We start from the raw sequence: 25,095 nt of genomic DNA on the forward strand, positions 1-25,095 counted from the left end.
CCCCGTCGTACCGCTCAGCCCCCCGCATGTCCGGGACGATTCTAGGTTGCACCCCGGACCTGTCACGTCGGAAGACGACTTCACGTTACAAGGGTTATCCCTTTGTCCGCGCCCAAAGCCAGACCATCTTCAGGCGAGCTGCGGGAGAACGGACCGCGTATCCCCGGCCAACGCCGGGTCGTGGCACAGGATGGCGCTCTCCACCTGGCGCAGCGCGGGCGACGGCTGGATGCCGAGTTCGACGTCGAGGTGGCGGCGCATACGGCGGAAGACGTCGAGGGCGTCGGCCTGCCGGCCCGAGCAGTACAGGGCGATCATGAGCTGCTCGCAGAACCGCTCCCGCAGCGGGTGGTTGGCGTGCGCCTCGGTCAGCTCGGCGAGGACCGCCGCGTGCCGGCCGAGCCGCAGCTCCGCGTCGAAGCGCAGTTCCATGGCGCGCATCCGGTACTCGTCGTAGCGGGCGCCCGCGAGCTGGCACAGCGTTCCGCAGGCGAACCCGCCGAAGACCGGGCCGCGCCACAGCGCGAGCGCGTCGCCGAGCAGCCGGGCGATGTACGCCGGGTCGCCCCCGCGGGACGACTCGGCGTGCCGTACGGCCCGGACGAACTCGGCCGCGTCCAGCTCACCGTCCCCCACGACGAGCCGGTAACCCGAGGGGTGGATGGTCACCCTGGAACCCGCGCGGCCCGGCTCCAGGCCACGCAGTTTGCGGCGCAGCCTGCTGATGTGCGCCTGCAGGGCGTTGGCCTGGTTGTCGGGTACCGCGTCTCCCCACATCTCCTCGACCAGGCTCTCTCCGGAAACCGGCTGGCCCTCGCTGATCAGCAGACTCTGCACCAGGGTGCGCTGCAGGTCGCCGGAGATCTCCGCGGGGCCGGACACGGTACGGATCTGCAGGGCCCCGAGGATCGAGAACTTCAGCATCCTGACTCCGCCTCCCGTTGATGTCGCTGGCGTCGTCGTCCTTCTTCCGGCGACGTATCAACAGTGCGGGGCGCGGCTACCGGATCGTTACCGGTCCGTTCCCGGCCGGGTGTCGTCTCCGACGACCAGCGCCCTCAGGGAGGCCACCCGCCGGGCCGCCACGTCCGGCGAGTCGGCGCCGACGACGAGGTGACCGGGGTGCGGCGCCTCGGGCGGTGAGACGTAGCGGACGTGCGGCAGTCCGCCCACCTCCGTCTCCGCCAACCGCCACGGCGGGCTGATCAGGGCGGCGGCGGCGAAGCGGTTGGGTCGCACCGCGTCGACCAGTCGCCCGGCCAGTACCTCCACCGCCCCGGCCGCCAGGTCCAGACCGCCGGCCGCCTTGACCAGTTCCGGCACCGGGTCGTCGGCGAGGCCCGCCCGGCAGCCGGTGATCACCGGGCCGCGCGGTGTGAGGGCGACGCCGGAGTGGGCCGGACCGTACTGGTACCCGGTCAGGTCCAGCAGCGCGGTCACCACCGCGCGCACCTCGGCGGCGGTGTCGGCCGTCAGCGGTGCGGGGTGGAGCAGGCCGTAGGGCGTGCGGGCGACGATCGCGACGGCCTGGTGCATGCCGTGCACGCTCAGCGTCTCCACGGTCAGCCGCAGGTCGCCGGGGGCCACCTCGGTGCCGCCGGGCGAGAGCCGGTTGTCGCGGACCAGGCGCTGCACGGCGGACGGGTCCGACAGCATGACGAGGGCGCGGGCCGGGTTGACGCAGAGCCCGGCCGCGGCGGCCTCGGCGAGGGGTGCGCGCAGCGCCGCCTCGTCCGTGGCGTCGGCCCGTATGGAGCGCACTTGGACTCCCGCGCGCGCGGCCTGGCGGACGAGGCGCTGGTCCGGGTTCAGCAGGAAGATCCGGCGGACGTCGTTGTGTTCTTTCATGCCTCTGCTCGGGGGACGGAGTAGGCGGGGGTGGAAAGGCAGGCTACGAGCGGCCGATACCGATCCGGTCCCGGCCGGTTCCCGAGGTGGTGCGAGTGCCCGGAACGTCTCCTCCTGAGGGGGCTGACGAAGCGTGGGCACCACGGACCCCCCTTGTACGCTACCCGTTCCCGGGCACTTGCCGGGGGCGGTTTCACGGCAAGGACAGAGCAGCCGGTTAGCGCCTCTGTCCGGCTGTTTCTCCGCTTCGCGCCCCGCACGCGTCAGCGTTCGTAAAGTCCTTCGACCTCCCGGGCGAAGTCCTGCATGATCCGCTCCCTGCGCAGCTTCATCGAGGGGGTCAGATGGCCCGCCTCCTCGGTGAAGTCCACGGGCAGGACGGCGAACCGGCGGATCGACTCGGGGCGGGAGACCAGCTTGTTGGCCTCGTCCAGGGCCCGCTGCAGGACGGCTTCCAGCTCGGCGTCGCCGACCAGGAGCTCCGGCGGCACCGGATGCCTGCCGTTCATCTGGCGCCAGTGGATGATGCCGTCGGGGTCGAGGGTGATGAGTGCGGCGACGTACGGCCGGCCGTCGCCGACCAGCATGACCTGCGAGATCAGCGGGTGCTGGCGCAGCCAGTTCTCCAGCGGCGCCGGGGCCACCGACTTGCCGCCGGCCGTGATCAGCAGTTCCTTCTTGCGGCCGGTGATGGTCAGGTAGCCCTCGTCGTCCAGCTCGCCGATGTCGCCGGTGGGCAGCCAGCCGTCCCGGGTGGCGGGGACGACTCCGCCGGCCTGCGGGTCCCAGTAGCCGCGCAGCACGTGGTCGCCGGCGAGCAGGATCTCCCCGTCCGCGGCGATCCGTACCCGGGTGCCGGGCAGCGGCCAGCCGACCGTGCCCAGCCGGGGCTTGAGCGGCGGGGTGACCGTGGAGGCGCCGGCGGTCTCCGTCAGGCCGTACCCCTCGAAGACCTCGATCCCGGCGCCGGCGTAGAAGGCGGCCAGGCGCCGGCCGAGCGGTGAACCGCCGCAGATGACGTACCTGACCCTGCCGCCCATGGCGTTGCGGATGCGCCGGTAGACGAGGGGGTCGTAGAAGGAACGGGTCGTGCGCAGGGCCCGGTTGGGGCCTCCGCCGGTGCCGGTCTGCCGGGCCTCGAGCGCCTCGCCGTACCGCACGGCCACCGTGGTCGCCCGGTCGAAGGCGCCCGCCCGGCCGCCCTCCTCCGCCTTGGCCCGCGCGGAGTTGAAGATCTTCTCCAGCATGTACGGGATGGTCAGCAGGCAGGTCGGCCGGAAGGCGGCGAGGTCGGGCAGCAGGTCCTCGGGCCTCAGGCTCGGCGCGTGCCCGAGCCTGACCCGGGCGCGGACGCAGGCGATCGCCACCATCCGTCCGAAGACGTGGGACATCGGCAGGAACAGCAGGACCGACGCCTCCTCGGCCGATCCGGTCCGGAAGACCGGGTGGAGGAGCTGGATGGCGTTGTCGACCTCGGCGAAGAAGTTTCCGTGCGAGAGCGCGCAGCCCTTGGGGCGGCCGGTGGTGCCGGAGGTGTAGATCAGCGTGGCGAGGGTGTCGGGGCTCAGCATGCCCCGGCGTACGGCCACTTCGCCGTCCGGCATGTCGGCGCCCAGCTCCGCCAGCCGGTCCACGTGGCCCTGCTCGATCACCCACAGGTGCCCGAGGTCCGGCAGCCGCTCCAGTTCGGGGCCCATCGCGGCGGCCTGGGCGCCGGTCTCGGTGACCAGGGCGACCGCTCCGGAGTCGTGCAGGATCCAGCGGGTCTGGAAGACGGAGGACGTGGGGTAGACCGGGACCGTGACCAGGCCGGCCGCCCAGGCCCCGAAGTCGAGCAGCGTCCACTCGTACCTGGTCCGGGCCATCACGGCGATCCGGTCGCCCGGTGTCAGCCCCGACGCGATCAGGCCCTTGGCCACCGCCAGCACCTGCGCGGCGAACTGCGCCGCCGTCACGTCCGTCCAGCGGCCGTCGTCCGTCCTGCGGCTGAGCACGACGGCGCCGGGGTCGGCCTCGGCGTTCTCGAACGGCAGTTCCGCCAGCGAGCCGTGCCGCACCGGCGGCGCGAACGGCGGGACGTAGGCCTCCCGTACGGCACCGCCCATCCGCCGGGTCTCGGGTTCCACCAGGACCGGCAGGCCGTCGTAGTCGGTGGCCTGGACGGGGGCGCCGGAGGAGACCGGGGCGCTCGGGTACGGGGTGGACACGGGGCGGCTCCTCGGGCGTGCAGCGGAGAACTGCTTGCTGCCAGACGTACGTGCCTCGGGCGGCGAGGCGTTCACCGGTGGCGGTCCCGCAGTAAGGAGTTACCGGCGGTTAGGCAGGTGATCGTACGGGTCGGCTGTGGGGAGATTGTGCGAGTTCGGGAATGGTCCGGGAACGGGGGTGTGCAGCCTCGCGGATCATGTGAGAGACGTTCATGTTCCCTGGCTCACACCCGCCACCCCGGGCCTCCCCGGGCCCATCGGCCCCTGTCTCCAAGGGCGTTCCGGGATCGCGGTCACGCCCCGGCCGCCGGCCTCCGTTCCTCAGCCGTGCCATAGGCTTACCTCCGGTAACCTTACTCTAAAGTAAGCATTTCTGACCTGGTCCCAGGGGAGTTGGACATGGCCGACCGCTACCTGCGCTTCACCGGCACGGCACCGGGCCGCTTCCTCACCCGGCGCCTGGGCCTGCCCCAGCCGGCCGAGCTGCGCCGCTGGTCGGCCGAACACCTGCCGGCGGACGTCGCGGAGACCACCGCCTGGCTCGCCCATCCGGCCTCCGGTGCGGTCAACGGCCAGATCGTCCGCGTGTGCGGCCAGAGCCTGCTGGGAGCGTGAGATGACCGCCGTCACCCTGTCCTCCGCCCCCGCGCTGGCCCCGCTGCTGGCCCGCGGCGCGCTGCGCTCGCCCTTCAAGCGCCCGTCCCCGGGGGCGGAGTTCCCGCGCGACCGGCTGGTCCTGCCCGGCCTGCGCGTGGACCTGGCCCGGCTGGCCGCCTACGAGCGCGTCTGCGGCTTCGCCCCCGGCGCCGACGACGCGGACGCGCTGCCCGTCACCTATCCGCACGTCCTCGGCTTCCCGCTGGCCATGCGCCTGATGAGCGGACGGGACTTCCCGCTGCCGCTGCTCGGCCTGGTGCACACCTCGATCGGGATCGTCCGCCGCACCGGCCTGCCGGCCACCGGGGAGTACGAACTCGCCGTGCACGTCGCCGGTCTCGCCCCGCACCGGCGCGGCACCGAGGCCACGGTGGTCACCGAGCTGCGGGCCGGCGGGGACGCCGTGTGGGAGTCGCGGAGCACCTATCTGGCCCGGCACCGGACCGGCGCCGGGTCCGGTGCGGCACCGGGGCCCGACGAGGAGCGGCGGCCACCGCTGCCGGTGGTGGCCGAGTGGCGGCTCTCCGACGACCTCGGCCGCCGGTACGGCGCCGCCTCCGGGGACCGCAACCCCATTCATCTGCACCCGCTGACGGCACGCCTCTTCGGCTTCCCGCGTGCCATCGCGCACGGCATGTGGACGGTGGCCCGCTGCCTGGCCGCCCACGGCACGCCCGAGGCGGCCCGGGTCGAGGCCCGGTTCCGGGCACCGGTGCCGCTGCCGGGGACGGTGGTCTACGGCGCGGACGGCGGCGGCCGTTTCGAGCTGCGCGGGACCGGGGACCGGCCGCACCTGACCGGCGAGGTACGGGCACTGACGGCGTAGGGCCCGCCGTCCGGACCCCCGGGACCTCAGTCCTCGAAGCGCGGCGGGCTCCAGGGCCGGCCCTGCATCAGGTTGCCCAGGCCCGCCCAGGCGAAGTTCATCAGGGTGGCCGCCGCCTGCCGGGCCGTGGTGCCCGGGGTGGCGTTCGCCCAGGCGGCGAGGGCCTCGGCGGCGCCGACCAGGGCCTCGGCGAGCCCGGCGACCTCGCGCTCGGCGAGGTCGGGATCACGGTGGGCCTCACGGGCCGCGACGGCGATCAGCCGGGTCACGAACGCGACGATCTCCTCGCGCATCGCGGTGACCTCGGCGGCGAACTGCTCGCCGTGGGTACGGGCCTGGAGGTGCAGCACGGCCCAGCCGTCGGGATGCTCGGCGGTGTGCGCGAAGAACGCCCGGAGCCCGTCCCAGAGCCGGCGGTCCGCGGGCAGGTCGCCGCGCACGCCGGTGCGGACCGCGTCCGACAGGGCCCGGGCCTCCCGGCGGATGCACGCCGTGAAGAGGTCTTCCTTGGAGTTCAGGTAGAGGTACACCAACGGCTTGGACACGCCCGCCAGTTCGGCGATCTCGTCCATCGACGCGGCCATGTACCCGCGCCGGCCGAAGATCCGTACGGCGGCGTCGAGCATCTGCTGCTCCCGCACCGCACGCGGCATCCGCTTGGTCTTCACGGCACCCATGGGGAGAAGCGTAGTTGTACCGCCGGGCGGCCGGTCCCGGACCGACGGCCGGGACGTCAGGAGGCCTGGCTCCGCGCCCGGGTGGTGTCGTCCGACACGTCCTCCTGGCTGCGGCTGGAGTCCAGGTTGGCCTTCATCCGGTCCACCCGGTCCACGATCCGCACCGAGGCCCGCTCCCGCTCCCGGCGCAGCACCACCCAGCTGATCGGGGCCGACAGCACCAGCGCGAGCAGCAGCACCCACAGGAAGTTCGAGTCGCCGAAGCCACGCGGGAAGATGCCGGAGTAGACGGCTCCCCAGACGACCACGAGGCAGCCGGCGAAGATGCCGAGGCGCATCAGCGTGTAGCGGAGCATCTCAATCCACTCTTCCGTGTCGTACGGTCCGAAATCCCACGGGGGGCATCGTCCAGTGAAGCACGCCCGGCAGCCGATCTTCGCGGGGGGTCCGGGGCCTCAGACCAGGGGGAGCAGCATGGTGATGTCGTCGCGGTGGTCGCCGGGGGCGACCCGGATGGCGCCGGGCACCCGGCCGACCTCCTTGTAGCCGCAGGAGGCGTAGAAGCGCTCCAGGCCGTGGCCGCCCCGGCAGCCGAGCCGGATCGCGTCGATGCCGTCGAAGCCGCGGACCGCGTCCTCGGCGGCCGCCATCAGCTCGCGGCCGTACCCCTTGCCCTGGTGTCCGGGGTGGACCATCACGGTGTAGAGCCAGACCCAGTGCGTCTGCAGCCGGTGCGTGTTGAAGGAGACGAAGGCGGTGGCGGCCACCTCGCCCGCCTCGTCGTGCCCCACGAGCAGCCGCATGCCGCCGCCGGCCAGCGCCGCGAGCTGCTTCACCAGCGCCGGGCGTATGTCCTCCCGCGTCACCGGGGGCACGAACCCGACGGCCCCGCCCGCGTTGGTGACGTCCGTCCACAGCGCCAGGACGCCCTCGTGGAGGGCGGGGGTGATCGCCGGGTCGAGGGTGAAGGTAAGGGGCATGGGGCGAGTGTAGCCATTACCGAACACTCGCCCCCGCCCGGGGCCTCAGACCCGCATCGGCTGCGGGGACTCCCGGCGCAGCGGGTCGGGGCCGTCGTACTCGCGGATGATCTCGTAGCGGGTGTTGCGCTCCACCGGACGGAAACCCGCGTCCCGGATGAGGTCCAGCAGGTCCTCGCGGGTCAGCTTGTTCGGGGTGCCGTAGTTGTCGGCGTCGTGCGTGATCTTGTACTCGACCACCGAGCCGTCCATGTCGTCGGCACCGTGCTGGAGGGCGAGCTGGGCGGTCTGCACGCCATGCATCACCCAGAAGACCTTCACGTGCGGGACGTTGTCGAACAGCAGCCGGGAGACGGCGAACGTCTTCAGCGCCTCGGCGCCGGTCGCCATCTGCGTGCGCGCCTGGAGCCGGTTGCGGACCTTGCCGTCCTTCATGTCCACGAAGTCGTGCTGGTACCGCAGCGGGATGAAGACCTGGAACCCGCCCGTCTCGTCCTGCAGTTCACGCAGCCGCAGCACGTGGTCGACCCGGTGCCGGGGCTCCTCGATGTGCCCGTAGAGCATGGTGCTCGGGGTCTTCAGCCCCTTCTCGTGCGCCAGCCGGTGGATGCGGGACCAGTCCTCCCAGTGGGTGCGGTGGTCCACGATGTGCTGCCGGACCTCCCAGTCGAAGATCTCGGCGCCGCCGCCGGTGAGGGACTCCAGGCCGGCGTCGATCAGCTCGTCGAGGATCTCGGAGGCGCTCAGCCCGGAGATGGTCTCGAAGTGGTGGATCTCCGTCGCCGTGAAGGCCTTCAGCGACACGTCCGGCAGCGCGGCCTTCAGCTCGCGCAGCGAACGCGGGTAGTACCGCCACGGCAGGTTCGGGTGCAGGCCGTTGACGATGTGCAGCTCGGTGAGGTTCTCCGACTCCATCGCCTTGGCGAGCTTGACGGCCTCCTCGATGCGCATCGTGTACGCGTCCTTCTCTCCCGGCTTGCGCTGGAAGGAGCAGTAGGCGCAGGAGGCCGTGCACACGTTGGTCATGTTGAGGTGCCGGTTGACGTTGAAGTGCACCACGTCACCGTTCTTGCGGGTGCGTACCTCGTGCGCGAGTCCGCCCAGCCAGGCCAGGTCGTCCGACTCGTACAGCGCGATGCCGTCCTCGCGGGACAGCCGCTCACCGGAGCGGACCTTCTCCTCCAGCTCGCGCTTGAGCCCGACGTCCATGCCAACACCTTTCTCCGACAGCCCGACCAACGGTATCCCTAGACCTCTTCGGGCAGCTCCCCGACCCGGTTCTCCCACTTCGTGGACAGCACGACGGTGGTACGGGTCCGGGACACGCCCTTGGTGCCGCTCAGCCGCCGGATCGTCTTCTCCAGGCCGTCCACGTCCGTGGAGCGCACCTTGAGCATGAACGAGTCGTCGCCGGCGATGAACCAGCAGTCCTCGATCTCCGGCAGGTCCCGCAGCCGCTGCGCCACGTCCTCGTGGTCGGCGGCGTCGGACAGCGAGATGCCGATCAGCGCGATCACGCCGAGGCCGAGGGAGGCCGAGTCCACGGTGGCGCGGTACCCGGTGATGACACCGGCCGCCTCCAGCCGGTTGATGCGGTCGGTGACGCTGGGTCCCGACAGGCCGACGAGGCGCCCCAGCTCCGCGTAGGAAGCCCGGCCGTTCTCCCTCAGGGCCTGGATGAGCTGCCTGTCCACCGCGTCCATGCGATCGAAGCCTTCCGCTGAAGAGTTCCCGAAGTGATGAGAGGTACTGCGACTTGCCCCGCTAGCGGCCCGCTGCGCCGCCGCCCAGTTCGCCCTTCCAGCGCCGGTACAGGCCGTGCCCGACGCCCGCCGCGTCCAGCACCCGCCCGGCGACGAAGTCCACCAGGTCCTGGATGTGGGTGGCGCCCGCGTAGAAGGCGGGCGAGGCCGGCACCACGCTCGCGCCGGCGTCGTCCAGCGCGACCAGGTGCCGCAGGGTCTGGCCGTTCAGGGGGGTCTCCCGTACGGCCACGACGAGCGGCCGGCGCTCCTTCAGTGTGACGCTCGCGACGCGCTGCAGCAGGTCCTTGGAGAGCCCGAGGGAGACGCCTGCGACGCAGGCCGTGGACGCCGGGACGATGAGCATCCCGCGCGCCGGGTACGACCCGGAGGACGGTCCCGCCGCGAGGTCCCCCGCGCCCCAGTACCGCACCCCGCTGATGTCCACCTGGAACGTCCCGGGCTTGCCGTCGGCCCCCCTGGCCAGCCATTCCCGCAGGTCCTCCTGCCAGTGCGCGTCCCGGAACGAGATCCCCGTCTCGTCCAGCAGCGTCAGCCGCGAGGCCCGGCTGACCACCAGGTCGACCGCCTCGCCGGCGTCCAGCAGTGCCCGCAGCACGGCTGCCGCATACGGCGTACCGGAGGCTCCGGACACCCCCACGATCCAAGGCGCGCGCTGCGTTTCTCCTGCGTTCACACCTTGAGCGTACCGGCGGACCGAACCGTGTTCAGGACGGGTCGGCCCGACCGCGGCACCGTCCCCCGCTCAGACCGTCAGACCCCGCACCAGCAGGTCCAGCAGCGCGCACACGAACAGGGCGATACCGATGAATCCGTTGACGCTGAAGAACGCCCTGTTCACGCGGGACAGGTCGTGCGGGCGGACGATGGTGTGCTCGTAGCCGAAGGCACCCACGACCACGACCAGGCCCAGCCAGAAGAACGCGCCGGCATGGGTGGCGAGGGCGTACCAGACGAACAGCGCCGTGGTGAGGGTGTGGCAGACGCGGGCGCCCCAGACGGCCGCCGGGACACCGAAGCGGGCCGGGACCGACCTGACGCCGATCTCGCGGTCCGTCTCGACGTCCTGGCAGGCGTAGATCAGGTCGAAGCCGCCGATCCAGATGCCGACGGCGAGACCGAGGATCACCGCGTTCCAGGACCACTCCCCGGTGATCGCCAGCCAGCCGCCGACCGGGCCCATCGCCTGGGCCAGACCCAGGATGGCCTGCGGGAAGTCGGTGAACCGCTTGCCGTACGGATAGACCACCATCGGGATCACCGCGATGGGCGCCAGGGCCAGGCACAGCGGGTTCAGCAGGGCCGCGGCGCCCAGGAAGACCACGAGCGCGACCAGGGCGCCCGTCCAGGCGTGCCGCACCGACATCGCGCCGGTGACCAGCTCGCGCTGGGCCGTGCGCGGATTGCGGGCGTCGATCTCGCGGTCGATGATCCGGTTGACCGCCATCGCGAACGTGCGCAGGCCCACCATGCAGACCGTGACGAGCAGGAGCCGGACCCAGTGGACGTTCCGGTCGAGCTGGAACATCGCGGTGAGGGCGGCGATGTAGGCGAAGGGGAGCGCGAAGACCGAGTGCTCGATCATCACCAGGCGCAGGAACGCCTTGGTGCGTCCCGGCCGCGGTAGTGCCGCGGAGGCGCTGCTCACAGGCCGTACTCCTTCCAGCGACGGTCCACCAGGGCCGCCGTATCCGGGTCCGACAGGACCATCTCCGGCCATCCGCCGTCCCTCGTGTAGCCCTCCTCGGGCCACTTCCTCGTCGCGTCGATGCCCGCCTTGCCGCCCCAGAACTGCTGGTAGGAGGCATGGTCCAGGTGGTCGACGGGGCCTTCCACGACCGTGAGGTCGCGGGCGTAGTCCGTGTTGCCGAGGGCACGCCAGGCGACCTCGTGCAGATCGTGCACGTCGCAGTCGGAGTCCACGACCACGATCAGTTTGGTCAGGGACATCATGTGCGCCCCCCAGACCGCGTGCATCACCTTCTGCGCGTGCTTGGGGTACTTCTTGTCGATCGAGACGATCGCGCAGTTGTGGAAGCCGCCGGCCTCGGGCAGGTGGTAGTCCACGATGTCCGGGACGATGATCTTCAGCAGCGGCAGGAAGAAGCGCTCCGTGGCGCGGCCGAGGGGGCCGTCCTCGGTGGGCGGCCTGCCCACCACGATCGACTGCAGCAGCGGCCGCTTGCGCATCGTCACGCAGTCGATGGTCAGCGCCGGGAACGGCTCCTGCGGGGTGTAGAACCCGGTGTGGTCGCCGAAGGGGCCCTCCGGGAGCATCTCGCCGGGCTCCAGCCAGCCCTCCAGCACGACCTCGGCGTTGGCGGGGACCTGGAGCGGGACCGTCTTGCAGTCGACCATCTCGATCCGCTTGCCCGCGACGAACCCGGCGAACATGTACTCGTCGATGTCGCCGGGCAGCGGCGCCGTCGAGGCGTAGGTCACGGCGGGCGGGCAGCCGAAGGCGATGGCGACGGGCAGCCGTTCGCCGCGCCGGGCCGCCACCTGGTAGTGGTTCCGGCTGTCCTTGTGGATCTGCCAGTGCATCCCGATGGTGCGCTTGTCGTGCCGCTGCAGGCGGTACAGGCCGAGGTTGCGGATGCCGCTCTCGGGGTCCTTGGTGTGGGTCAGGCCCAGGTTGAAGAAGGACCCGCCGTCCTGCGGCCAGGTGAACAGCGCCGGGAGCCGGTCGAGGTCCACCTCGTCACCGTGCAGCACGACCTCCTGCACCGGCGCGTGGTCCGGCTTCACCTTCTTCGGCGGCACGTGCGCCATCGCGCCGAGCTTCCCGAACGCCTCGCGCACGCCCACGAACCCGTGCGGCAGCTCGGGCCGCAGCAGCCCGCCGATCTTCTCGGAGATCTCGCCGTACGACTTCAGGCCCAGCGACTTCAGCAGCCGCCGGTCGGTGCCGAAGACGTTCATCGCGAGGGGCATCGCCGAGCCCTTCACGTTCTCGAACAGCAGCGCGGGGCCGCCCGACTTCTGGACCCGGTCGACGATCTCCCCGACCTCCAGGTACGGGTCGACCTCGGCCTTGATGCGCTTGAGGTCTCCCTCGCGCTCCAGCGCCCTGAGCAGGGAGCGAAGATCGTCGTAAGCCATGCGCCCAAGTATCGCCGACGTACCCCTTTGTCCTGCGCGCGCCCCTGCCTGTGCCGGTCCGCGAGGCCGGTCCCCGTACCGGCACGGCCGTCACCCGGTAGCCTGGCCCGGTCACCGGGGCCGTCCCACACCTTCGGGAGATCGCACGTCATGCTCAGGTATCTGCCCGTCCTGCTGGTGCTGGCGCTGTGGATCTACGCCTTCGTCGACTGCCTGAACACCCCCGAGGACGAGGTGCGCCACCTGCCGAAGGGCGTGTGGCTGCTCGTCGTCCTGCTCTTCGGCTGGGTGCTGGTGGGCCCGGTGGCCTGGCTGATCACCGGCAGGGTCCGGCAGCCGGCCGCCGCGAACAGCGGCACGCCCGCCGAGCGGCAGCCGGGCTCGGGCTGGGTCGCCCCCGACGACAACCCCGAGTTCCTGAAGTCCCTCGAACGGGACGAACCCGGGAACGACTGATCCCGTGGAACTGAGGCTGCTCGTCACCTTCGAGAAGGTCGCCACCGTCCTGAGCTTCACCCGGGCCGCGGCCGAGCTGTCGTACGCGCAGTCCAGTGTGACCAGCCAGATCCGGGCCCTGGAGTCCTCGCTGGGTGCCGAGCTGTTCGACCGGCTCGGCGGGCGGATCCGGCTCACCGAGGCGGGTGAGCGGCTGCTGCCCTACGCCCGGCGGATGATCGAGCTGGCCGAGGAGGCGCGGGCCGCGGTCACCGGCGCCGAGGAGCCGGCCGGCACCCTCACCGTCGGCACCATGGAGTCCCTGACCTCCTACCGGCTGCCCCCGCTGCTGGAGTTCTTCCACCACCGCCACCCCGCGGTGCGGCTCGCGCTGCGCACCACCATCGGCGACGAGACCCGGCAGGCGCTGCGTCAGGGCACGTACGACGTCGGGTTCCTGATGGAGGCGGAGACCGAGCACCCGGGTCTGGACAGCGCGGTGCTGGCGGTGGAGCCGCTGGCACTGGTGGCGGCACCGGGGCATGAACTCGCCGGGAAACCCGTGGCGACCGCCGACCTCACCGGCCGGCCCCTGCTGGCCACCGAGCCGGGCTGCGCCTACCGGGACCTGTTCGAGCGGGAGTTGACGGCGCTGGGGCCGGCGGAGTTCATGGAGTTCGGCACGATCGAGGCCACCAAGCGCGCGGCGGCGGCCGGCCTCGGGACGGCACTGCTGCCCGAGGTCACGGTCGCCGCCGAACTCGCGGCGGGCACGCTCGTACGGCTGGCCTGGGAGCCGCCGTTCACGCTTCGCACGCAGCTGGCGTGGCGGTCCGGGAAGCGGCTTCCGGCGCACGCCCGGCTGTTCGTGGAGCAGGCGCGGAGGCTGGTTTCCGAGCAAGGGTGACCTTGAGGCTCGCGGTGACGATGAGCGGGACGCCGAGGGCCTGCACCGGCCCGATGTGGTGGCCGTACACCGCCCAGTCCATGACCATGGCGACGGCCGGGTAGACGAAGGCGAGCACGGCGATCTTGGCGGTGGGCAGCTTCGCGTAGGCGGCGTACATGAGGACGTACATCACGCCGGTGTGCAGCAGCCCGAGGCCGGCCAGCCAGCCCCACTCCCAGCCGGTGCCCCGCATGGCGCCGAAGTCGGCGAAGGGCAGCAGCAGGGGGATGCCGACCAGGACCTGGACGAGGGCGATCAGGTGCGGGCGCACACCGGTGATCCGCTTGGTGACCAGGGTGGACAGCCCGTACAGCAGGGCGGCGAGCAGGGCCTGGCCGATGCCGGTGAGATAGGCGCCGCCGCCGGTGAAGTCCGCGGGGGTCACCCCGGAGACGAGGATCAGGCCGGCGAAGGCGACGCCGATCCAGCCGACCCGGGCGGCGGTGAGCCGCTCGCGGAACAGCAGGGCGCCGAGCAGCACCACGTAGAACGGCTGTGTGTGGTAGACCACGGTGGCCACCGAGATGGACGTGTTCTCGTACGACTGGAACAGCAGCACCCAGTTGAAGACGATGAACACCCCGCCGAGGACCGCGAGGCCGAGGGTGCGCGGGGTGAAGCCGTGGTCGCGCAGCCAGCCGCGGGCCAGCACGTAGCCGCCGAGAGCCAGGGCGCCGAACAGGACGCGGAAGAAGACGACGTCGAAGGGCGGGGCACCGGACTCGACGACGAAGACGCCGAGGGTGCCGGACAGCATCATCGCGGTGGTCAGCTGGGCCGTGCCCGTGTGCTCTGAGGTCATGGCGCCGACGCTACGGACGGCCGCCGGGGCCGGTCCACGAGCCGCTGGGGCGTCCTGCCGATGGGGCCATCGGCACCGCCGATGCCCGCAGGCCGCCGGGGTGCGGGGGTCAGTCGCCCCGGAGGACGAGGCCGAGCAGTCCGGGGAAGCGGGCGTCGAACTCCGTCCGCCGCAGCCGGTTCACCCGCTTCGGCCCCTCGTCGCGCTGCTCCACGAGACCGGCGCCGCGCAGCACCGCGAAGTGGTGGCTGAGGGCCGCCTTGCCGACCGGCACGTCGAAGCTGCCGCAGCTCCGGGACCAGTCGGCGGACCCGGCCAGTTCCCGGACGAGGGTGAGGCGCACCGGGTCGGCCAGGGCGGCGAGCGCGGCGAGCACGGGCACCTCGTCGGGGTGGGTGTGCTCCGGGGCGGCCCGGTGACTGCTCGTGGCCATGCCGTCCTCCTCGGCGCGGCGCCGGCCGGCCCGCGCTCTCCCCTTGCCGAGTGTTCGATGAAAACCATACACTCACGAGTGTTCGCTTTTCATTGAACACTGAGTCGAACGGGGAGTCCCGCATGCGCGCGATCGAGTTCCAGCGGTACGGCGGTCCCGAGGTGCTGACGGCGGTGACGGCCGAGGCGCCCGAGCCAGGGCCCGGGCAGGTGAGCGTCGACGTGGCCTGGACGGGCGTCAACTTCGCCGACCTGAAGGCGCGTTCGGAGGGCTACCGGGTGCCGCGGCTGCCGTTCGTCCCCGGCCTCGAGGTGTCGGGCCGGATCCGGGCGCTCGGCGCGGGTGTCACGGGTCTGGCCGTCGGCCAGGAGGTGGCGGCGCTGACCGGGAGCGGGGCGTACGCGGAGGTGGTGGTGGCCGAGGCGGCGACCGTCTTCCCGCTCCCGGCCGGGGTGGACCTGCGCACGGCGGCGACCCTGCCGACCGTCCTGCCGACGGCCTACGCCCTGGTGCACTCCGTCGGCCGGCTCCAGCCCGGCGAGACGGTGCTCGTCCAGGGCGCGGCCGGCGGGGTGGGCACGGCGGTGGGCCAGTTGGCGCGGGCGGCGGGCGCCGGCGCGGTGTACGGGGTGGTGTCCTCGGCGGCGAAGGCGGCCCACGCCCGGAAGTACGGCTACGACGAGGTGTTCACCGGCGACTTCCGGCAGCGGGTGCGGGAGGCTACCGGCGGCCGGGGCGCCGACCTGGTGCTGGATCCGGTCGGCGGTGACACCCTGCGCGAGGGCCTGGCCTCCCTGGCGGCCTTCGGCCGCCTGGTCTCCTTCGGGAACGCGAGCTCGGCCCAGCCGTGGAGCGTGGGCCAGCCCGAGCTGTACCCGCTCGGCGTGTCCGTCGCCGGGTTCTCGATCCTGACCCTGGCGGGCACGGCCCCGGCCGAACTGCGCCGCCTGACCGAGCGGGCCTTCGCGAAGGTGGCCGACGGCACGGTGTCGCTCCCGGTGACGGCCGAGTTCGCGCTGGAGGAGGCGGCGGACGCGCACCGCCTGATGGGCACGCGCACGAGCACGGGCAAGCTGCTGCTGCGCGTGGGGGCGTAGCCGGCGGGGGCGCGGCCGGGCGCCGGACCGGGCGCCCGGCGACGTCAGGTGTACTGCCCGGGAAGCGGCTCCGACGCCTCCTGGCCGGGCGTCGGGGTCGGGGGCGGGGAACCCAGATTCTCGATCAGCCGTTCGAACCTGGTGCGCCAGGCCGTCTCCGACTCGCCCTCGCCCTGGTACTCGTGGGTGAAGCGCAGCACGCACCCGCCCTGCCGCTCACGCTCCAGGTGGAACCGCAGCCGGCCGCCCGCCACCGCGTACTCGGCGACCCGGTCCACGTCCCACGCGGTGACCCGGCCGGCACCCAGGTCCCGCAGGGCGACCTCGCCGTCGAGTCTGGGCTCGAGAACGTCGACGGCGGTGAACCAGCCCGCGAGTCCCGCGGGCGTGGCCACCGCCGTCCAGACCTCTTCCATGGTCCTCGGGAGCCGCACCAGGAAGTGGAGTATGTGCGTGTTCCCGTGCGTCTGGCTGATGCCCTGTTCGATGGAACCGCTCATGGCACCAGTGTCACCGACCGGGCGGTCACACGCCCGCGTACGAGTGCTTGCCGGTGACGAAGATGTTGACGCCGTAATAGTTGAACAGCCAGCAGCCGAACGCGATCAGCGCCAGGTAGGCGGCCTTGCGGCCCTTCCAGCCGGCCGTGGCCCGGGCGTGCAGGTAGCAGGCGTAGGCGATCCAGGTGATGAAGGACCAGGTCTCCTTGGGGTCCCAGTTCCAGTAGCGGCCCCAGGCGTCGCCCGCCCAGATCGCGCCCGCGATGATCGTGAACGTCCACAGCGGGAAGACGGCCGCGTTGACGCGGTAGGCGAACTTGTCCAGCGAGGCCGAGGCGGGCAGCCGCTCCAGCACCGAGCGCGCGAAGCCGCCGGGCTTGCCGCCGGTCTCCAGCTTGTTCTCGTAGGAGTCCTTGAACAGGTACAGGATGGTGGCGACCGCGCCGACGTAGAACACCGCGCCGCAGAAGATCGCGGTGGAGACGTGGATGTACAGCCAGTACGAGTGCAGCGCCGGGACGAGCTGGTCGCTGGCGGTGTACAGCACGGTCACGGCCAGACCGAGGTCGAGCAGGACCGTGGTGACCAGGAACAGTCCGAGCCAGCGCACGTTCTTCCGCAGCGCCAGCAGCGTGAGGTACACGCCGACGGCGACCGTGGAGAAGGTGATGTTGAACTCGTACATGTTGCCCCACGGCGCCCGCTCCACGGATGCCGCGCGGGCGACGACGCCGGCGAGCTCCACGAGGAAGGCGAGCACGGTGAGCGAGATGGCGATCCGGCCGTACATGTCGCCCTGCTCGTCACCGCCGTGCGCGCCGGGGCCGTCCGGCACGTCCCGTGCGCCGGACGCCGAGCGCACGACGACCTTCGGCCGCTCCAGCACGGCGGTCCCGCCGGCGCTCTTCACGGTGACCGCGGGGGCGCCCGTCCTGCGCTCGGCGCCGGCGGTCAGCGCGGCGGCCGTACGGCCGACCTTGCTGCGGCTGCCGAACAGCCACTCGGCGATGTGGGCGAAGAAGGCCAGGGTGTAGACGGCCATGGACGAGTAGATCAGCGTGTTGCTGATGCTCGCCAGGTGTTCGTTGGTCGCGGCGGCGAGCTCGGTTGCGGCGGCGAGAGTCACTTCTCGGCCCCTTCGGCAGGTCCAGCGGGGGATGGGGTGGAGTCGTCGGGGCCGGGTGCCCCCGGCGCCTGGTCGTAGAGGGTCGCGGCGAGGTCACCCAGCTCCTCGGGCACCTTGGCGGACTCGCTGCGGCCGAGCCCGGCCATCTCGACCACGGTCACACCGTCGGCGCCGCGCACCGCACGCACCCACACGCGGCGGCGCTGGATGAACAGGGAGGCGGCCAGGCCGAAGATCGCGCCGAGCGCGCCGACGAGCGCCCAGCCGCCGCCCGGCTCCTGGACGATCTCGAAGCCGGCCCACTCCTTGATGTCCTTCTCGAGCGTGATCGAGCCGGCGCCGTCCGGGAGCTTCAGGGTCTGACCCGGCTTGAGGTTCCCCCTGAGCTGCTGCCCCTTGGTGTCCTTGAAGCCCTTCATGTGGGTCTTGTCGAGCTGGTACACGCTCTGCGGGATGCCCGAGTTGACGCCGAGGTCGCCGTGGTACGGCTCCAGGTTCAGGACGGGGTTCAGCAGCGCGGGGAACTGCGAGAGCACCGAGGCGCCACCGCCGTAGGTCGGCAGGAAGAAGGCCCGGACGCCGAGCTGGTCCTTCCCGCCCCGGGCGTCGCGGTAGCCGTCCATCACCTTGATCACGCCCTGTGAGGTGACGTTGCCGTCGAGCGGCAGCAGCGGCACGGCGTCCTGGTAGACGACCTTGCCCTTGCCGTCGCGGACGGTGATGACGGGCGCGTAGCCGTGGCTGACGAGGTAGACCTTGGCGTCGCCGATCTTCAGCGGCTCGTTGACCTTGATCTCGGTCGTCCGGTCCTTGCCGTCCGCGCCCTCGCTGTAGGTGACCTTCGCCTGGTACGTGCGCGGGGTGCCGCGGTTGGGGCCGGTCAGCTCGTAGGTGCCTGTGAAGTCCTTCAGGCCGAAGCTGAACGGCGACAGGTCGTCGGTGGTGAACATGCTGCCGGACTTGAAGTCGTCGTACATCGGCAGGGCGTTGGAGAAGCCGTCGCCCTCGACCATCAGCTTGGTGCCGTCCGACTTGTACATCTGGCCGGAGGCGAAGGCGACCAGCAGCACGATCAGCGCGATGTGGAAGATCAGGTTGCCCAGCTCGCGCACGTAGCCCTTCTCGGCGGCGACGGCGTCCCCGGCGACATGGGCCCGGAAGCGGCGCCCGCGCACGAGCGCGAGCGCGGCCTCGCGGACCTGCTCGGGCTCGGCCTCGGTGCGCCACGTGGTGTAGGCGGGCAGCCGGTCCAGACGCCTGGGCGCGCCCGGCGGACGGCCCCGCAGCTGGCCGACGAACTGCCAGGTGCGCGGGACGATGCAGCCGATGAGGGAGACGAACAGCAGGATGTAGATCGCGGAGAACCACACCGAGCTGTAGACGTGGAAGAGGCCGAGCCGGTCGTAGACCGGCGCGAGCGTGGTGTGGGCCGCGCGGAAGTCCTCGACCTTGGTGGCGTCGGCGCCGGTCTGCGGGATCAGCGAGCCGGGGATCGCGCCGAGCGAGAGCAGCAGGAGCAGGAGCAGCGCCACCCGCATGGAGGTGAGCTGCCGCCAGAACCAGCGGACCCAGCCGATCACGCCGAGGCCCGGCAGGCTGACGGTCTCCTCCTGCGGGGCGGTGGAGAGCTGGGAGCCGGCCGCTCCCAGCTCCTCCTGCTCGCGGCCCTTGTCGGTTTCGGTTGCGCTCATCGATCAGATCCCCACAGTGAAGCCGTCGGACCAGCTCTGCATCTCGTTCACCAGGTGGTCCCAGGCCCCGGTCAGCAGCAGCACACCGGTCACGATCATCATCGTGCCGCCGGCGCGCATCACCCAGACATAGTGGCGCTTGACCCAGCCGAAGGCACCGAGCGCCTTGCGGAAGGCGACCGCGGTGAGCACGAAGGGCACCCCGAGGCCCAGGCAGTAGGCGACGGTCAGCACCGCACCGCGGCCGGCGCTCGCCTGCTGGGACGACAGGGCCACGACGGAGGCGAGGGTGGGGCCGATGCAGGGCGTCCAGCCGATGCCGAACAGGGCGCCGAGCACGGGCGCGCCCACCAGGCCCGTGGCGGGCCGCCGGTGGAAGCGGAACTCACGCTGGGTCAGCCAGGGCATCAGTCCCATGAAGAACACGCCCAGCAGGATCATGAGCACGCCGAGCACCTTGGACAGCGTGCCCTTGTACTCCTGGAGCGTGGCTCCGAAGAAGCCGAACAGTGCCCCGCCGGAGACGAACACGGCCGTGAAGCCGAGCACGAACAACGCGGCGCCCGCCGCCATCCGGCCCCGCCGGGCCTCCTGCAGGTCGGCGCCGGTGACACCGGTCACGTAGGACAGGTAGCCGGGGACGAGCGGCAGCACGCACGGGGAGAAGAACGAGACGAGGCCGCCGAGCACCGCGACGGGCAGGGCCACCAGCAGGGCGCCGTTGAGGACGGTCCCGTTCCGGCTCGTCACCGCGGCGAGGGTCAGAAGGTCGCTCACGTCACTTCTCCGCCAGGACCGGCTTGAGCATCTTCAGCAGCGCGGTGTCGTCGAGCGCCTCCAGCGCCCGCGCGGCGACCTTCCCGTCCTTGTCGATGACGAGCGTGGAGGGGATGAGCTGCGGGTTGAGCGTGCCCTTCTCGAAGCGGAGCATCAGCTTGCCCGTCGGGTCGTACAGGCTCGGGTAGCCGATGCCGTGCTCCTGCTCGAAGGCGAGTGCGGGGGTGGTGCTGGTGTCGCGGGTGTTGATGCCGACGAACTGCACGCCCTTGCCCTCGTACGCCTTGGAGACCTTGGCGAAGTACTGGGCCTCCTCCCGGCACGGCCCGCACCAGGAGCCCCAGACGTTGACGACCACGACCTTGCCCCGGTAGTCGGCGATGTCGAGGCTCTTGCCGTCGATGGTCCTGCCGGACAGGTCGGGCGCGGCGGCCCGCTTGCCCCGGGAGGCGGTGTCGATGCCGTTGTTGCCGGTGACGAAGTTGGTGTTGCCGCCTCCGCCGGAGGTGCCGCCGTTGCCGCACGCGGACAGGGTCAGGGCCGACACGGCGGCCATGGCGCTGAGCAGGACGGCGCGGCTACGGGTACTCATGTGAAAAGTTTCGCATGCCTGTTCCGGGGAGCTCGCGCACCCCCCTGGCAGGCGGAAAACCGCATTTCAGGGACTATTTACACAGGACATTCAGGGCAATTCATCACGCCGTGCTGCCGGCGGCCGACTTGGCCTCCCGCAGGAACTCCTTCCAGCCCCCGGTGGGCCGCTGCCCCACCTCCAGGGTGCGCAGCCGGGCGAGCACCTCGGGCTTCTGCGCGTCCATCCAGTCCACGAACTGCCGGAACGAGACCAGCCGCACGTCCCCGCCCTTCTCCTTCTCGCGCGCGATGTGCGTGAAGGCCTGCTCGACGGCGTCCATGTAGATGCCGCCGTTCCACTGCTCGAAGTGGTTGCCGATGAAGAAGGGCGCCCGGTTCGTCTCGTACGCCCGCCGGAACCCCTGGATGTAGGCCTGGGCGGACTGGGTCCGCCAGGCCGGGTGGTGGTAGGCGGGCGCGTTGGTCGAGTTCACGGACTGGTTGGCCAGCATGTTGTAGTCCATGGACAGGACCTCGAAGGAACGTCCGGGGAAAGGTATCTGCTGGAGCGGCAGGTCCCAGATCCCCATCCGCTTCAGCGGCCACACCTGGCGGCCGCCCGGCGAGGAGGCGTCGTAGCGCCAGCCCAGCTCGCGGGCGGTGGGCAGCAGGTTGTTCTGGCCGAGCAGACAGGGTGTGCGGCCGCCGACCAGTTCCTTGTCGTAGTCGAACGGCAGCGACGGCAGGTCGGTCCAGCCGGTGTTGGTCCGCCACTCCTTCACGAAGGCCTTGGCCTGCCGTATCTCGCTGCGCCACTGCTGCGGGGTCCAGTTGCCGACCGAGCCGGAGCCGGCGCAGAAGTGCCCGTTGAAGTGGGTGCCGATCTCGTGCCCCTCGAGCCAGGCCCGGCGCACGTTGGCGAGGGTCGACCTGACGTGGGGGTCGCTGAGGTAGCCGATGTCCGAGGCCCCGCGCGGGTTGTTGGGGGGCTCGTAGAGCCGCTTCTTCGACTCGGGCAGCAGGTACAGCCCCGAGAGGAAGAAGGTCATGCTCGCGCCGTGCTGCTTCGCCAGGTCGAGGAAGCGCGGGAAGAGGCCGTTGCCGACCTCGCCGGCGCCGTCCCAGGAGAAGATCACGAACTGCGGAGGGGTCTGGCCGGGCTCCAGCGGCTCGGGCTTCGCGGGCTGGTGCGGCTGCCGGCCGGTGAACGAGGTGGAGCCGTCGCCGATGGGCCGGGCGGGATGCGCCCCGCCCTTGCCCGCCCCGCCCTTCCCGCCGTCCGCGTGACCGGAACCGGACGGGCGCCCGCTCTCGTCCGAGGACTTGAGGGTCCCGCAGCCGGTGAGCGAGGCGGCGGCCGCCGCGCCCGCGCCGAGGCCCAGCGCTCCCCTGCGGGAGAGCATCCGGTCGGTACGGGAGAAGGTGCGCATGGATATCCCCGATTCGTCGCGCCTGCTGGTGGTCACCCAGTCAGAGGGCGCGACGATCGGGGAGGTTCCGATACTTCTTTATGCTTTTCGTAACAGGCCAGGCAAAAGGGTGGATCAGGCTCCGAAGGCCTTGCCCTGAGCGGTCCCCTTGCCCTTCTGCGGCTTGGCACCGGCCCGGAGGTGGACCGGGACCAGGTCGACGGCGGGCTCGGAGTAGCCGACGGAGACGATCCGGTCGCCCTGGAAGGTGAAGGTCGTCAGCGACGCCAGCGTGCACTGCCGCTTGCGCGGGTCGTGCCACAGCCGCCGCTTCTCCACGTACGACCGCAGCGTCCAGATCGGGAGCTGGTGGCTGACCAGCACCGCCTCGTGCCCGCGGGCCCGGTCCTTGGCGCTGTGCAGCGCGCCCATCATGCGCACGACCTGGTCGACGTACGGCTCGCCCCAGGACGGCCGGAACGGGTTCACCAGGTGCTTCCAGTTGCCGGGCTTGCGCAGCGCGCCGTCCCCGACCCCGAAGGTCTTGCCCTGGAAGACGTTGTCGGCCTCGATGAGCCGCGCGTCGGAGGCCAGGTCGAGCCCGCGCGCCTTGGCGATCGGGGTGGCGGTCTCCTGCGCGCGCTCCAGCGGGGAGGCGCAGACGTGGGTGACGTCCCGGGTGGCGAGGTGCTCGGCGACCCGGTCGGCCATCTTCCGGCCCAGCTCGGACAGGTGGTAGCCGGGGAGCCGCCCGTAGAGGATGCCGTCCGGGTTCTCGACCTCGCCGTGCCGCATGACGTGGACGACGGTGATGTCCTTCTCGCTGCCGTTGCTGCTCATGCTGCCGTGGCCTCCGCGGCCGCTCGGGCCGCCGCCGGGAGGGCGTCGGCGATCTGCTGGATGGCCCGCTCGTCGTGAGCCGTGGACACGAACCAGGACTCGAAGGACGACGGCGGCAGGTAGACGCCGTTCGACAGCAGCGAGTGGAAGAAGGCGGTGAAGCGGAACGACTCCTGCCGCTTGGCGTCCTCGTAGTCCCGCACCTGACGGTCGGTGAAGAACACGGAGAACATGTTGGAGGCGGTCTGCAGCCGGTGCGCGACGCCCTCCTTGCTCAGCGCCTCCGTGACCAGCTTCTGGATCTGCGCGGAGACCGCGTCGACCGTCTCGTACGCCGCGTCGTCGAGCAGCCGGAGCTGGGCGAGCCCGGCGGCGGTGGCGACCGGGTTACCGGAGAGGGTGCCGGCCTGGTAGACGGGCCCGGCGGGCGCGAGGTGGGCCATGACGTCGGCCCGGCCGCCGAACGCGGCGGCGGGGAAGCCGCCGCCCATGACCTTCCCGAAGGTCATCAGGTCGGGCTTGACCCCGTCGACGCCGTACCACCCGGCGCGGCTGGTCCGGAACCCCGTCATCACCTCGTCGGAGATGTAGAGGGCGCCGTTCTTCCGGCACGCGTCCTTGAGCCCCTGGTTGAAGCCGGGGGCCGGCGGTACGACGCCCATGTTGCCCGGCGAGGCCTCGGTGATGACACAGGCGATCTCGCCCGGGTGCCGGTGGAAGGCCTCCTGCACGGCCTCCAGGTCGTTGTACGGCAGCACGATCGTGTCGCCGGCCTGGGCACCCGTGACGCCGGGCGTGTCGGGCAGCGCGAAGGTGGCGACGCCGGACCCGGCGGCGGCCAGCAGGGAGTCGACGTGGCCGTGGTAGCAGCCGGCGAACTTGATGACCTTGGACCGCCGGGTGAAGCCCCGGGCGAGCCGGATCGCCGACATGGTCGCCTCGGTGCCGCTGCTGACCAGCCGCACCTCCTCCACGGGCTCCACCCGCGCGACGATCTCCTCGGCGAGGGCGACCTCGCCCTCGCCCGGGGTGCCGAAGGACGTGCCGCGGGCGACGGCCTCCTGCACGGCGGCGATCACCTCGGGGTGCGAGTGGCCGAGGATCATCGGCCCCCAGGAGCACACCAGGTCGACGTACTCCCGGCCGTCGGCGTCGGTCAGGTACGGCCCCTTGCCGGAGACCATGAACCGGGGCGTGCCGCCCACGGCGCGGAAGGCGCGCACCGGGGAGTTCACGCCGCCCGGCGTGACGGCCGACGCACGGTCGAAGAGCGCCTGCGACGCGGGCGCTTCGTAGGGATAGGGCAGTTCGCTCATGGCGCTCATGACGTGCGGCTTCTCCGGCCTCTCGGACTCCGGTTCGGGTGGTGACCACCTCAGGGTAGGCCGCGGCCCGGGCATCGGGCCGCCGGCCTCGGGGTCACGGCCGCGCCATCTGCGAGACTGAGAGCTGATACACACAGCTCATACGGCACGTAGTGATCAGTGACCGGGTTGATCCCGCGGACTGGTGTTTCACCGCACGTTTCGGCGGGCGGCCGTGGGGGAGGTCACTGACACGATGATCGGGTTGCGCGGCGGGGGCCACGCGTCCTAGAAAAGCAGTCGGGTGGAGATATGCATCGCGGTGGCGGACTGGGCGAGGGGACTGACGACCTGGGTCCTCGGCGCGCCCGGCGGGGAAGGCACCGGCGCGAGGTGGAGGAAACGACCGAGGCACGTCAGGCCGACGCACGTCAGACACAGGATGTTCCGGGTGAGCCCGAGCGGAACGACCGGCGGATCGACCGGTCGCGGGCGGGAAGCAGAAATGGTGGCCGGGTGGGGGTGACGTACAAATACTTCGGCGCGCCGGACGGCGCGACGGCGGCCCGCGTCCCCATCTCGATGCGTCCCGAGGAACTCGGCGGCGACGAGCTGGGCATGAACGGCATGTTCACCAAGATCAAGCCGGAGACGATGGCCGCCATGGTGCTGACCGGCATCGAGGGCGTCCCCCTGCACAAGGTGCCGCCGCTGGAGCTGGTCGTCCTGCACCCCGACTACGCCGTCGTCAAACTGCCCATGACGGTCGTCGACCCGCTCCGCGGCATCGGCGAGGAGGCGGTGGGCGCGGCGGCGTTCATCTGGTCGACGGTCCCGGACCGCGGCGGCCCCCGGGACGCGTTCAACGTGTACCAGCTGCTGCACGAGTGGCAGGACTTCTCGCACCGGCTGCACGAGGCGGGGCACCAGCCCTACTGCCTGGTCTGGCCCTGAGCCGGCGCCGCACTGCTTCTGAGTCTCTCCAAGGCGGGGTCTTCGGACCCCGCCTTCGTCGTGTCCGGGCGGGGGAGAACGACCCGCGCACCGCCCTCGTCTACAGTACCGTAGACAGTCTACGGATTTGTAGACGGCTGGGGTG

General features: G+C 71.5%; 27 protein-coding genes. 6 read left to right on the plus strand and 21 right to left on the minus strand.

What is annotated here, in order from left to right; translation table 11 throughout:
- Positions 1-129: 129 nt before the first annotated feature.
- The 3 genes from ACWCPN_RS27635 to ACWCPN_RS27645 form a co-directional block, all read right to left on the minus strand.
- The gene (locus ACWCPN_RS27635) at positions 130-924 is read right to left on the minus strand and encodes an AfsR/SARP family transcriptional regulator (protein ID WP_451211239.1); all 795 of its coding nucleotides are present in this window, start codon (positions 922-924) and stop codon (positions 130-132) included.
- A gap of 87 nt (positions 925-1,011) precedes the next feature.
- Positions 1,012-1,848 (minus strand): hypothetical protein, encoded by an 837-nt coding sequence (locus ACWCPN_RS27640; RefSeq protein ID WP_451211242.1) that lies wholly within the window; start codon positions 1,846-1,848, stop codon positions 1,012-1,014.
- 263 nt (positions 1,849-2,111) lie between these two features.
- Entirely contained in the window at positions 2,112-4,055 is a 1,944-nt protein-coding gene (locus tag ACWCPN_RS27645) for an AMP-dependent synthetase/ligase (RefSeq protein WP_392291926.1), read from the minus strand.
- Positions 4,056-4,454: 399 nt separating this feature from the next.
- Here ACWCPN_RS27645 and ACWCPN_RS27650 point away from each other — a divergent pair, with 399 nt between their 5' ends.
- The gene (locus ACWCPN_RS27650) at positions 4,455-4,670 is read left to right on the plus strand and encodes a hypothetical protein (protein ID WP_451211451.1); all 216 of its coding nucleotides are present in this window, start codon (positions 4,455-4,457) and stop codon (positions 4,668-4,670) included.
- Between the two features lies 1 nt (position 4,671).
- A complete protein-coding gene (locus ACWCPN_RS27655; protein WP_451211245.1) occupies positions 4,672-5,538 on the plus strand; it encodes a MaoC family dehydratase in 867 nt (288 codons plus the stop codon).
- A gap of 26 nt (positions 5,539-5,564) precedes the next feature.
- On the opposite strand, the gene ACWCPN_RS27660 is transcribed toward ACWCPN_RS27655, so the two are convergent.
- The 8 genes from ACWCPN_RS27660 to ACWCPN_RS27695 form a co-directional block, all read right to left on the minus strand.
- Entirely contained in the window at positions 5,565-6,215 is a 651-nt protein-coding gene (locus ACWCPN_RS27660) for a TetR/AcrR family transcriptional regulator (RefSeq protein ID WP_451211248.1), read from the minus strand.
- Positions 6,216-6,271: 56 nt separating this feature from the next.
- Positions 6,272-6,571, minus strand: a complete 300-nt coding sequence (locus ACWCPN_RS27665) for a DUF4229 domain-containing protein (protein ID WP_392403388.1) — start codon at positions 6,569-6,571, stop codon at positions 6,272-6,274.
- A 99-nt stretch (positions 6,572-6,670) separates the two neighbouring features.
- Positions 6,671-7,195, minus strand: coding sequence for an N-acetyltransferase family protein (locus ACWCPN_RS27670; protein WP_451211251.1), 525 nt, complete (start codon positions 7,193-7,195; stop codon positions 6,671-6,673).
- Between the two features lie 45 nt (positions 7,196-7,240).
- Complete coding sequence (gene mqnE, locus ACWCPN_RS27675; protein WP_199211525.1) at positions 7,241-8,404, minus strand: aminofutalosine synthase MqnE; 1,164 nt, start codon at positions 8,402-8,404, stop codon at positions 7,241-7,243.
- A gap of 38 nt (positions 8,405-8,442) precedes the next feature.
- Complete coding sequence (locus ACWCPN_RS27680; protein ID WP_199211524.1) at positions 8,443-8,898, minus strand: Lrp/AsnC family transcriptional regulator; 456 nt, start codon at positions 8,896-8,898, stop codon at positions 8,443-8,445.
- A 61-nt stretch (positions 8,899-8,959) separates the two neighbouring features.
- Positions 8,960-9,634, minus strand: coding sequence for a UbiX family flavin prenyltransferase (locus ACWCPN_RS27685; protein WP_365129559.1), 675 nt, complete (start codon positions 9,632-9,634; stop codon positions 8,960-8,962).
- A gap of 69 nt (positions 9,635-9,703) precedes the next feature.
- A complete protein-coding gene (mqnP, locus tag ACWCPN_RS27690) occupies positions 9,704-10,606 on the minus strand; it encodes a menaquinone biosynthesis prenyltransferase MqnP (protein ID WP_451211255.1) in 903 nt (300 codons plus the stop codon).
- Complete coding sequence (locus ACWCPN_RS27695) at positions 10,603-12,060, minus strand: menaquinone biosynthesis decarboxylase (RefSeq protein WP_365129560.1); 1,458 nt, start codon at positions 12,058-12,060, stop codon at positions 10,603-10,605. The genes mqnP and ACWCPN_RS27695 overlap by 4 nt, the downstream gene beginning before the upstream one ends.
- Positions 12,061-12,210: 150 nt before the next feature.
- On the opposite strand from ACWCPN_RS27695, the gene ACWCPN_RS27700 reads away from it, so the two are divergent.
- Both ACWCPN_RS27700 and ACWCPN_RS27705 read left to right on the plus strand, forming a co-directional pair.
- On the plus strand, positions 12,211-12,516 hold the full coding sequence (locus tag ACWCPN_RS27700; RefSeq protein WP_451211258.1) for a PLD nuclease N-terminal domain-containing protein: 306 nt from the start codon (positions 12,211-12,213) through the stop codon (positions 12,514-12,516).
- 4 nt (positions 12,517-12,520) lie between these two features.
- Positions 12,521-13,402, plus strand: a complete 882-nt coding sequence (locus tag ACWCPN_RS27705) for a LysR family transcriptional regulator (RefSeq protein ID WP_451211260.1) — start codon at positions 12,521-12,523, stop codon at positions 13,400-13,402.
- Here the strand turns inward: ACWCPN_RS27705 and ACWCPN_RS27710 are convergent.
- Complete coding sequence (locus ACWCPN_RS27710; RefSeq protein WP_451211263.1) at positions 13,299-14,246, minus strand: DMT family transporter; 948 nt, start codon at positions 14,244-14,246, stop codon at positions 13,299-13,301. The two genes, ACWCPN_RS27705 and ACWCPN_RS27710, sit on opposite strands and share 104 nt — an antisense overlap.
- Before the next feature lie 109 nt (positions 14,247-14,355).
- Entirely contained in the window at positions 14,356-14,679 is a 324-nt protein-coding gene (locus tag ACWCPN_RS27715; protein WP_451211266.1) for an ArsR/SmtB family transcription factor, read from the minus strand.
- A gap of 122 nt (positions 14,680-14,801) precedes the next feature.
- Here ACWCPN_RS27715 and ACWCPN_RS27720 point away from each other — a divergent pair, with 122 nt between their 5' ends.
- The gene (locus ACWCPN_RS27720) at positions 14,802-15,776 is read left to right on the plus strand and encodes a quinone oxidoreductase family protein (RefSeq protein WP_451211269.1); all 975 of its coding nucleotides are present in this window, start codon (positions 14,802-14,804) and stop codon (positions 15,774-15,776) included.
- A gap of 44 nt (positions 15,777-15,820) precedes the next feature.
- On the opposite strand, the gene ACWCPN_RS27725 is transcribed toward ACWCPN_RS27720, so the two are convergent.
- From ACWCPN_RS27725 to hemL, 8 genes are all read right to left on the minus strand, one after another.
- Complete coding sequence (locus ACWCPN_RS27725) at positions 15,821-16,276, minus strand: hypothetical protein (RefSeq protein ID WP_451211272.1); 456 nt, start codon at positions 16,274-16,276, stop codon at positions 15,821-15,823.
- A gap of 25 nt (positions 16,277-16,301) precedes the next feature.
- On the minus strand, positions 16,302-17,402 hold the full coding sequence (gene ccsB / locus ACWCPN_RS27730) for a c-type cytochrome biogenesis protein CcsB (protein WP_392291917.1): 1,101 nt from the start codon (positions 17,400-17,402) through the stop codon (positions 16,302-16,304).
- On the minus strand, positions 17,399-19,093 hold the full coding sequence (gene resB / locus ACWCPN_RS27735; RefSeq protein ID WP_451211275.1) for a cytochrome c biogenesis protein ResB: 1,695 nt from the start codon (positions 19,091-19,093) through the stop codon (positions 17,399-17,401). The genes ccsB and resB overlap by 4 nt, the downstream gene beginning before the upstream one ends.
- 3 nt (positions 19,094-19,096) lie before the next feature.
- Positions 19,097-19,870 carry a cytochrome c biogenesis CcdA family protein gene (locus ACWCPN_RS27740; protein ID WP_174266129.1) on the minus strand — a complete coding sequence of 258 codons (774 nt, stop codon included), beginning with the start codon at positions 19,868-19,870 and terminating at the stop codon, positions 19,097-19,099.
- A 1-nt stretch (position 19,871) separates the two neighbouring features.
- The gene (locus ACWCPN_RS27745) at positions 19,872-20,462 is read right to left on the minus strand and encodes a TlpA family protein disulfide reductase (RefSeq protein WP_451211280.1); all 591 of its coding nucleotides are present in this window, start codon (positions 20,460-20,462) and stop codon (positions 19,872-19,874) included.
- 103 nt (positions 20,463-20,565) lie between these two features.
- Positions 20,566-21,873: a hypothetical protein gene (locus ACWCPN_RS27750; protein WP_451211437.1), complete on the minus strand. Its 1,308-nt coding sequence runs from the start codon at positions 21,871-21,873 to the stop codon at positions 20,566-20,568.
- Positions 21,874-21,987: 114 nt separating this feature from the next.
- Positions 21,988-22,692 carry a histidine phosphatase family protein gene (locus ACWCPN_RS27755; RefSeq protein ID WP_451211283.1) on the minus strand — a complete coding sequence of 235 codons (705 nt, stop codon included), beginning with the start codon at positions 22,690-22,692 and terminating at the stop codon, positions 21,988-21,990.
- Positions 22,689-24,008 (minus strand): glutamate-1-semialdehyde 2,1-aminomutase, encoded by a 1,320-nt coding sequence (gene hemL, locus ACWCPN_RS27760; protein WP_365129622.1) that lies wholly within the window; start codon positions 24,006-24,008, stop codon positions 22,689-22,691. The genes ACWCPN_RS27755 and hemL overlap by 4 nt, the downstream gene beginning before the upstream one ends.
- A 300-nt stretch (positions 24,009-24,308) precedes the next feature.
- Here hemL and ACWCPN_RS27765 point away from each other — a divergent pair, with 300 nt between their 5' ends.
- Positions 24,309-24,950: a hypothetical protein gene (locus tag ACWCPN_RS27765; protein WP_365129570.1), complete on the plus strand. Its 642-nt coding sequence runs from the start codon at positions 24,309-24,311 to the stop codon at positions 24,948-24,950.
- Positions 24,951-25,095 lie beyond the last annotated feature (145 nt).

This window comes from Streptomyces sp. NPDC002386, assembly GCF_053593175.1.

What these genes read in the sequence shown, in the direction of transcription:
- ACWCPN_RS27635 (WP_451211239.1), bottom strand. Translation starts at nt 924, where the DNA reads ATGCTGAAGTTCTCGATCCTCGGGGCCCTGCAGATCCGTACCGTGTCC.
- ACWCPN_RS27640 (WP_451211242.1), bottom strand. Translation starts at nt 1,848, where the DNA reads ATGAAAGAACACAACGACGTCCGCCGGATCTTCCTGCTGAACCCGGAC.
- ACWCPN_RS27650 (WP_451211451.1), top strand. Translation starts at nt 4,455, where the DNA reads ATGGCCGACCGCTACCTGCGCTTCACCGGCACGGCACCGGGCCGCTTC.
- ACWCPN_RS27655 (WP_451211245.1), top strand. Translation starts at nt 4,672, where the DNA reads ATGACCGCCGTCACCCTGTCCTCCGCCCCCGCGCTGGCCCCGCTGCTG.
- ACWCPN_RS27660 (WP_451211248.1), bottom strand. Translation starts at nt 6,215, where the DNA reads ATGGGTGCCGTGAAGACCAAGCGGATGCCGCGTGCGGTGCGGGAGCAG.
- ACWCPN_RS27665 (WP_392403388.1), bottom strand. Translation starts at nt 6,571, where the DNA reads ATGCTCCGCTACACGCTGATGCGCCTCGGCATCTTCGCCGGCTGCCTC.
- ACWCPN_RS27670 (WP_451211251.1), bottom strand. Translation starts at nt 7,195, where the DNA reads ATGCCCCTTACCTTCACCCTCGACCCGGCGATCACCCCCGCCCTCCAC.
- mqnE (WP_199211525.1), bottom strand. Translation starts at nt 8,404, where the DNA reads ATGGACGTCGGGCTCAAGCGCGAGCTGGAGGAGAAGGTCCGCTCCGGT.
- ACWCPN_RS27680 (WP_199211524.1), bottom strand. Translation starts at nt 8,898, where the DNA reads ATGGACGCGGTGGACAGGCAGCTCATCCAGGCCCTGAGGGAGAACGGC.
- ACWCPN_RS27695 (WP_365129560.1), bottom strand. Translation starts at nt 12,060, where the DNA reads ATGGCTTACGACGATCTTCGCTCCCTGCTCAGGGCGCTGGAGCGCGAG.
- ACWCPN_RS27700 (WP_451211258.1), top strand. Translation starts at nt 12,211, where the DNA reads ATGCTCAGGTATCTGCCCGTCCTGCTGGTGCTGGCGCTGTGGATCTAC.
- ACWCPN_RS27710 (WP_451211263.1), bottom strand. Translation starts at nt 14,246, where the DNA reads ATGACCTCAGAGCACACGGGCACGGCCCAGCTGACCACCGCGATGATG.
- ACWCPN_RS27715 (WP_451211266.1), bottom strand. Translation starts at nt 14,679, where the DNA reads ATGGCCACGAGCAGTCACCGGGCCGCCCCGGAGCACACCCACCCCGAC.
- ACWCPN_RS27720 (WP_451211269.1), top strand. Translation starts at nt 14,802, where the DNA reads ATGCGCGCGATCGAGTTCCAGCGGTACGGCGGTCCCGAGGTGCTGACG.
- ACWCPN_RS27725 (WP_451211272.1), bottom strand. Translation starts at nt 16,276, where the DNA reads ATGAGCGGTTCCATCGAACAGGGCATCAGCCAGACGCACGGGAACACG.
- resB (WP_451211275.1), bottom strand. Translation starts at nt 19,093, where the DNA reads ATGAGCGCAACCGAAACCGACAAGGGCCGCGAGCAGGAGGAGCTGGGA.
- ACWCPN_RS27745 (WP_451211280.1), bottom strand. Translation starts at nt 20,462, where the DNA reads ATGAGTACCCGTAGCCGCGCCGTCCTGCTCAGCGCCATGGCCGCCGTG.
- ACWCPN_RS27750 (WP_451211437.1), bottom strand. Translation starts at nt 21,873, where the DNA reads ATGCGCACCTTCTCCCGTACCGACCGGATGCTCTCCCGCAGGGGAGCG.
- ACWCPN_RS27755 (WP_451211283.1), bottom strand. Translation starts at nt 22,692, where the DNA reads ATGAGCAGCAACGGCAGCGAGAAGGACATCACCGTCGTCCACGTCATG.
- hemL (WP_365129622.1), bottom strand. Translation starts at nt 24,008, where the DNA reads ATGAGCGAACTGCCCTATCCCTACGAAGCGCCCGCGTCGCAGGCGCTC.
- ACWCPN_RS27765 (WP_365129570.1), top strand. Translation starts at nt 24,309, where the DNA reads ATGCATCGCGGTGGCGGACTGGGCGAGGGGACTGACGACCTGGGTCCT.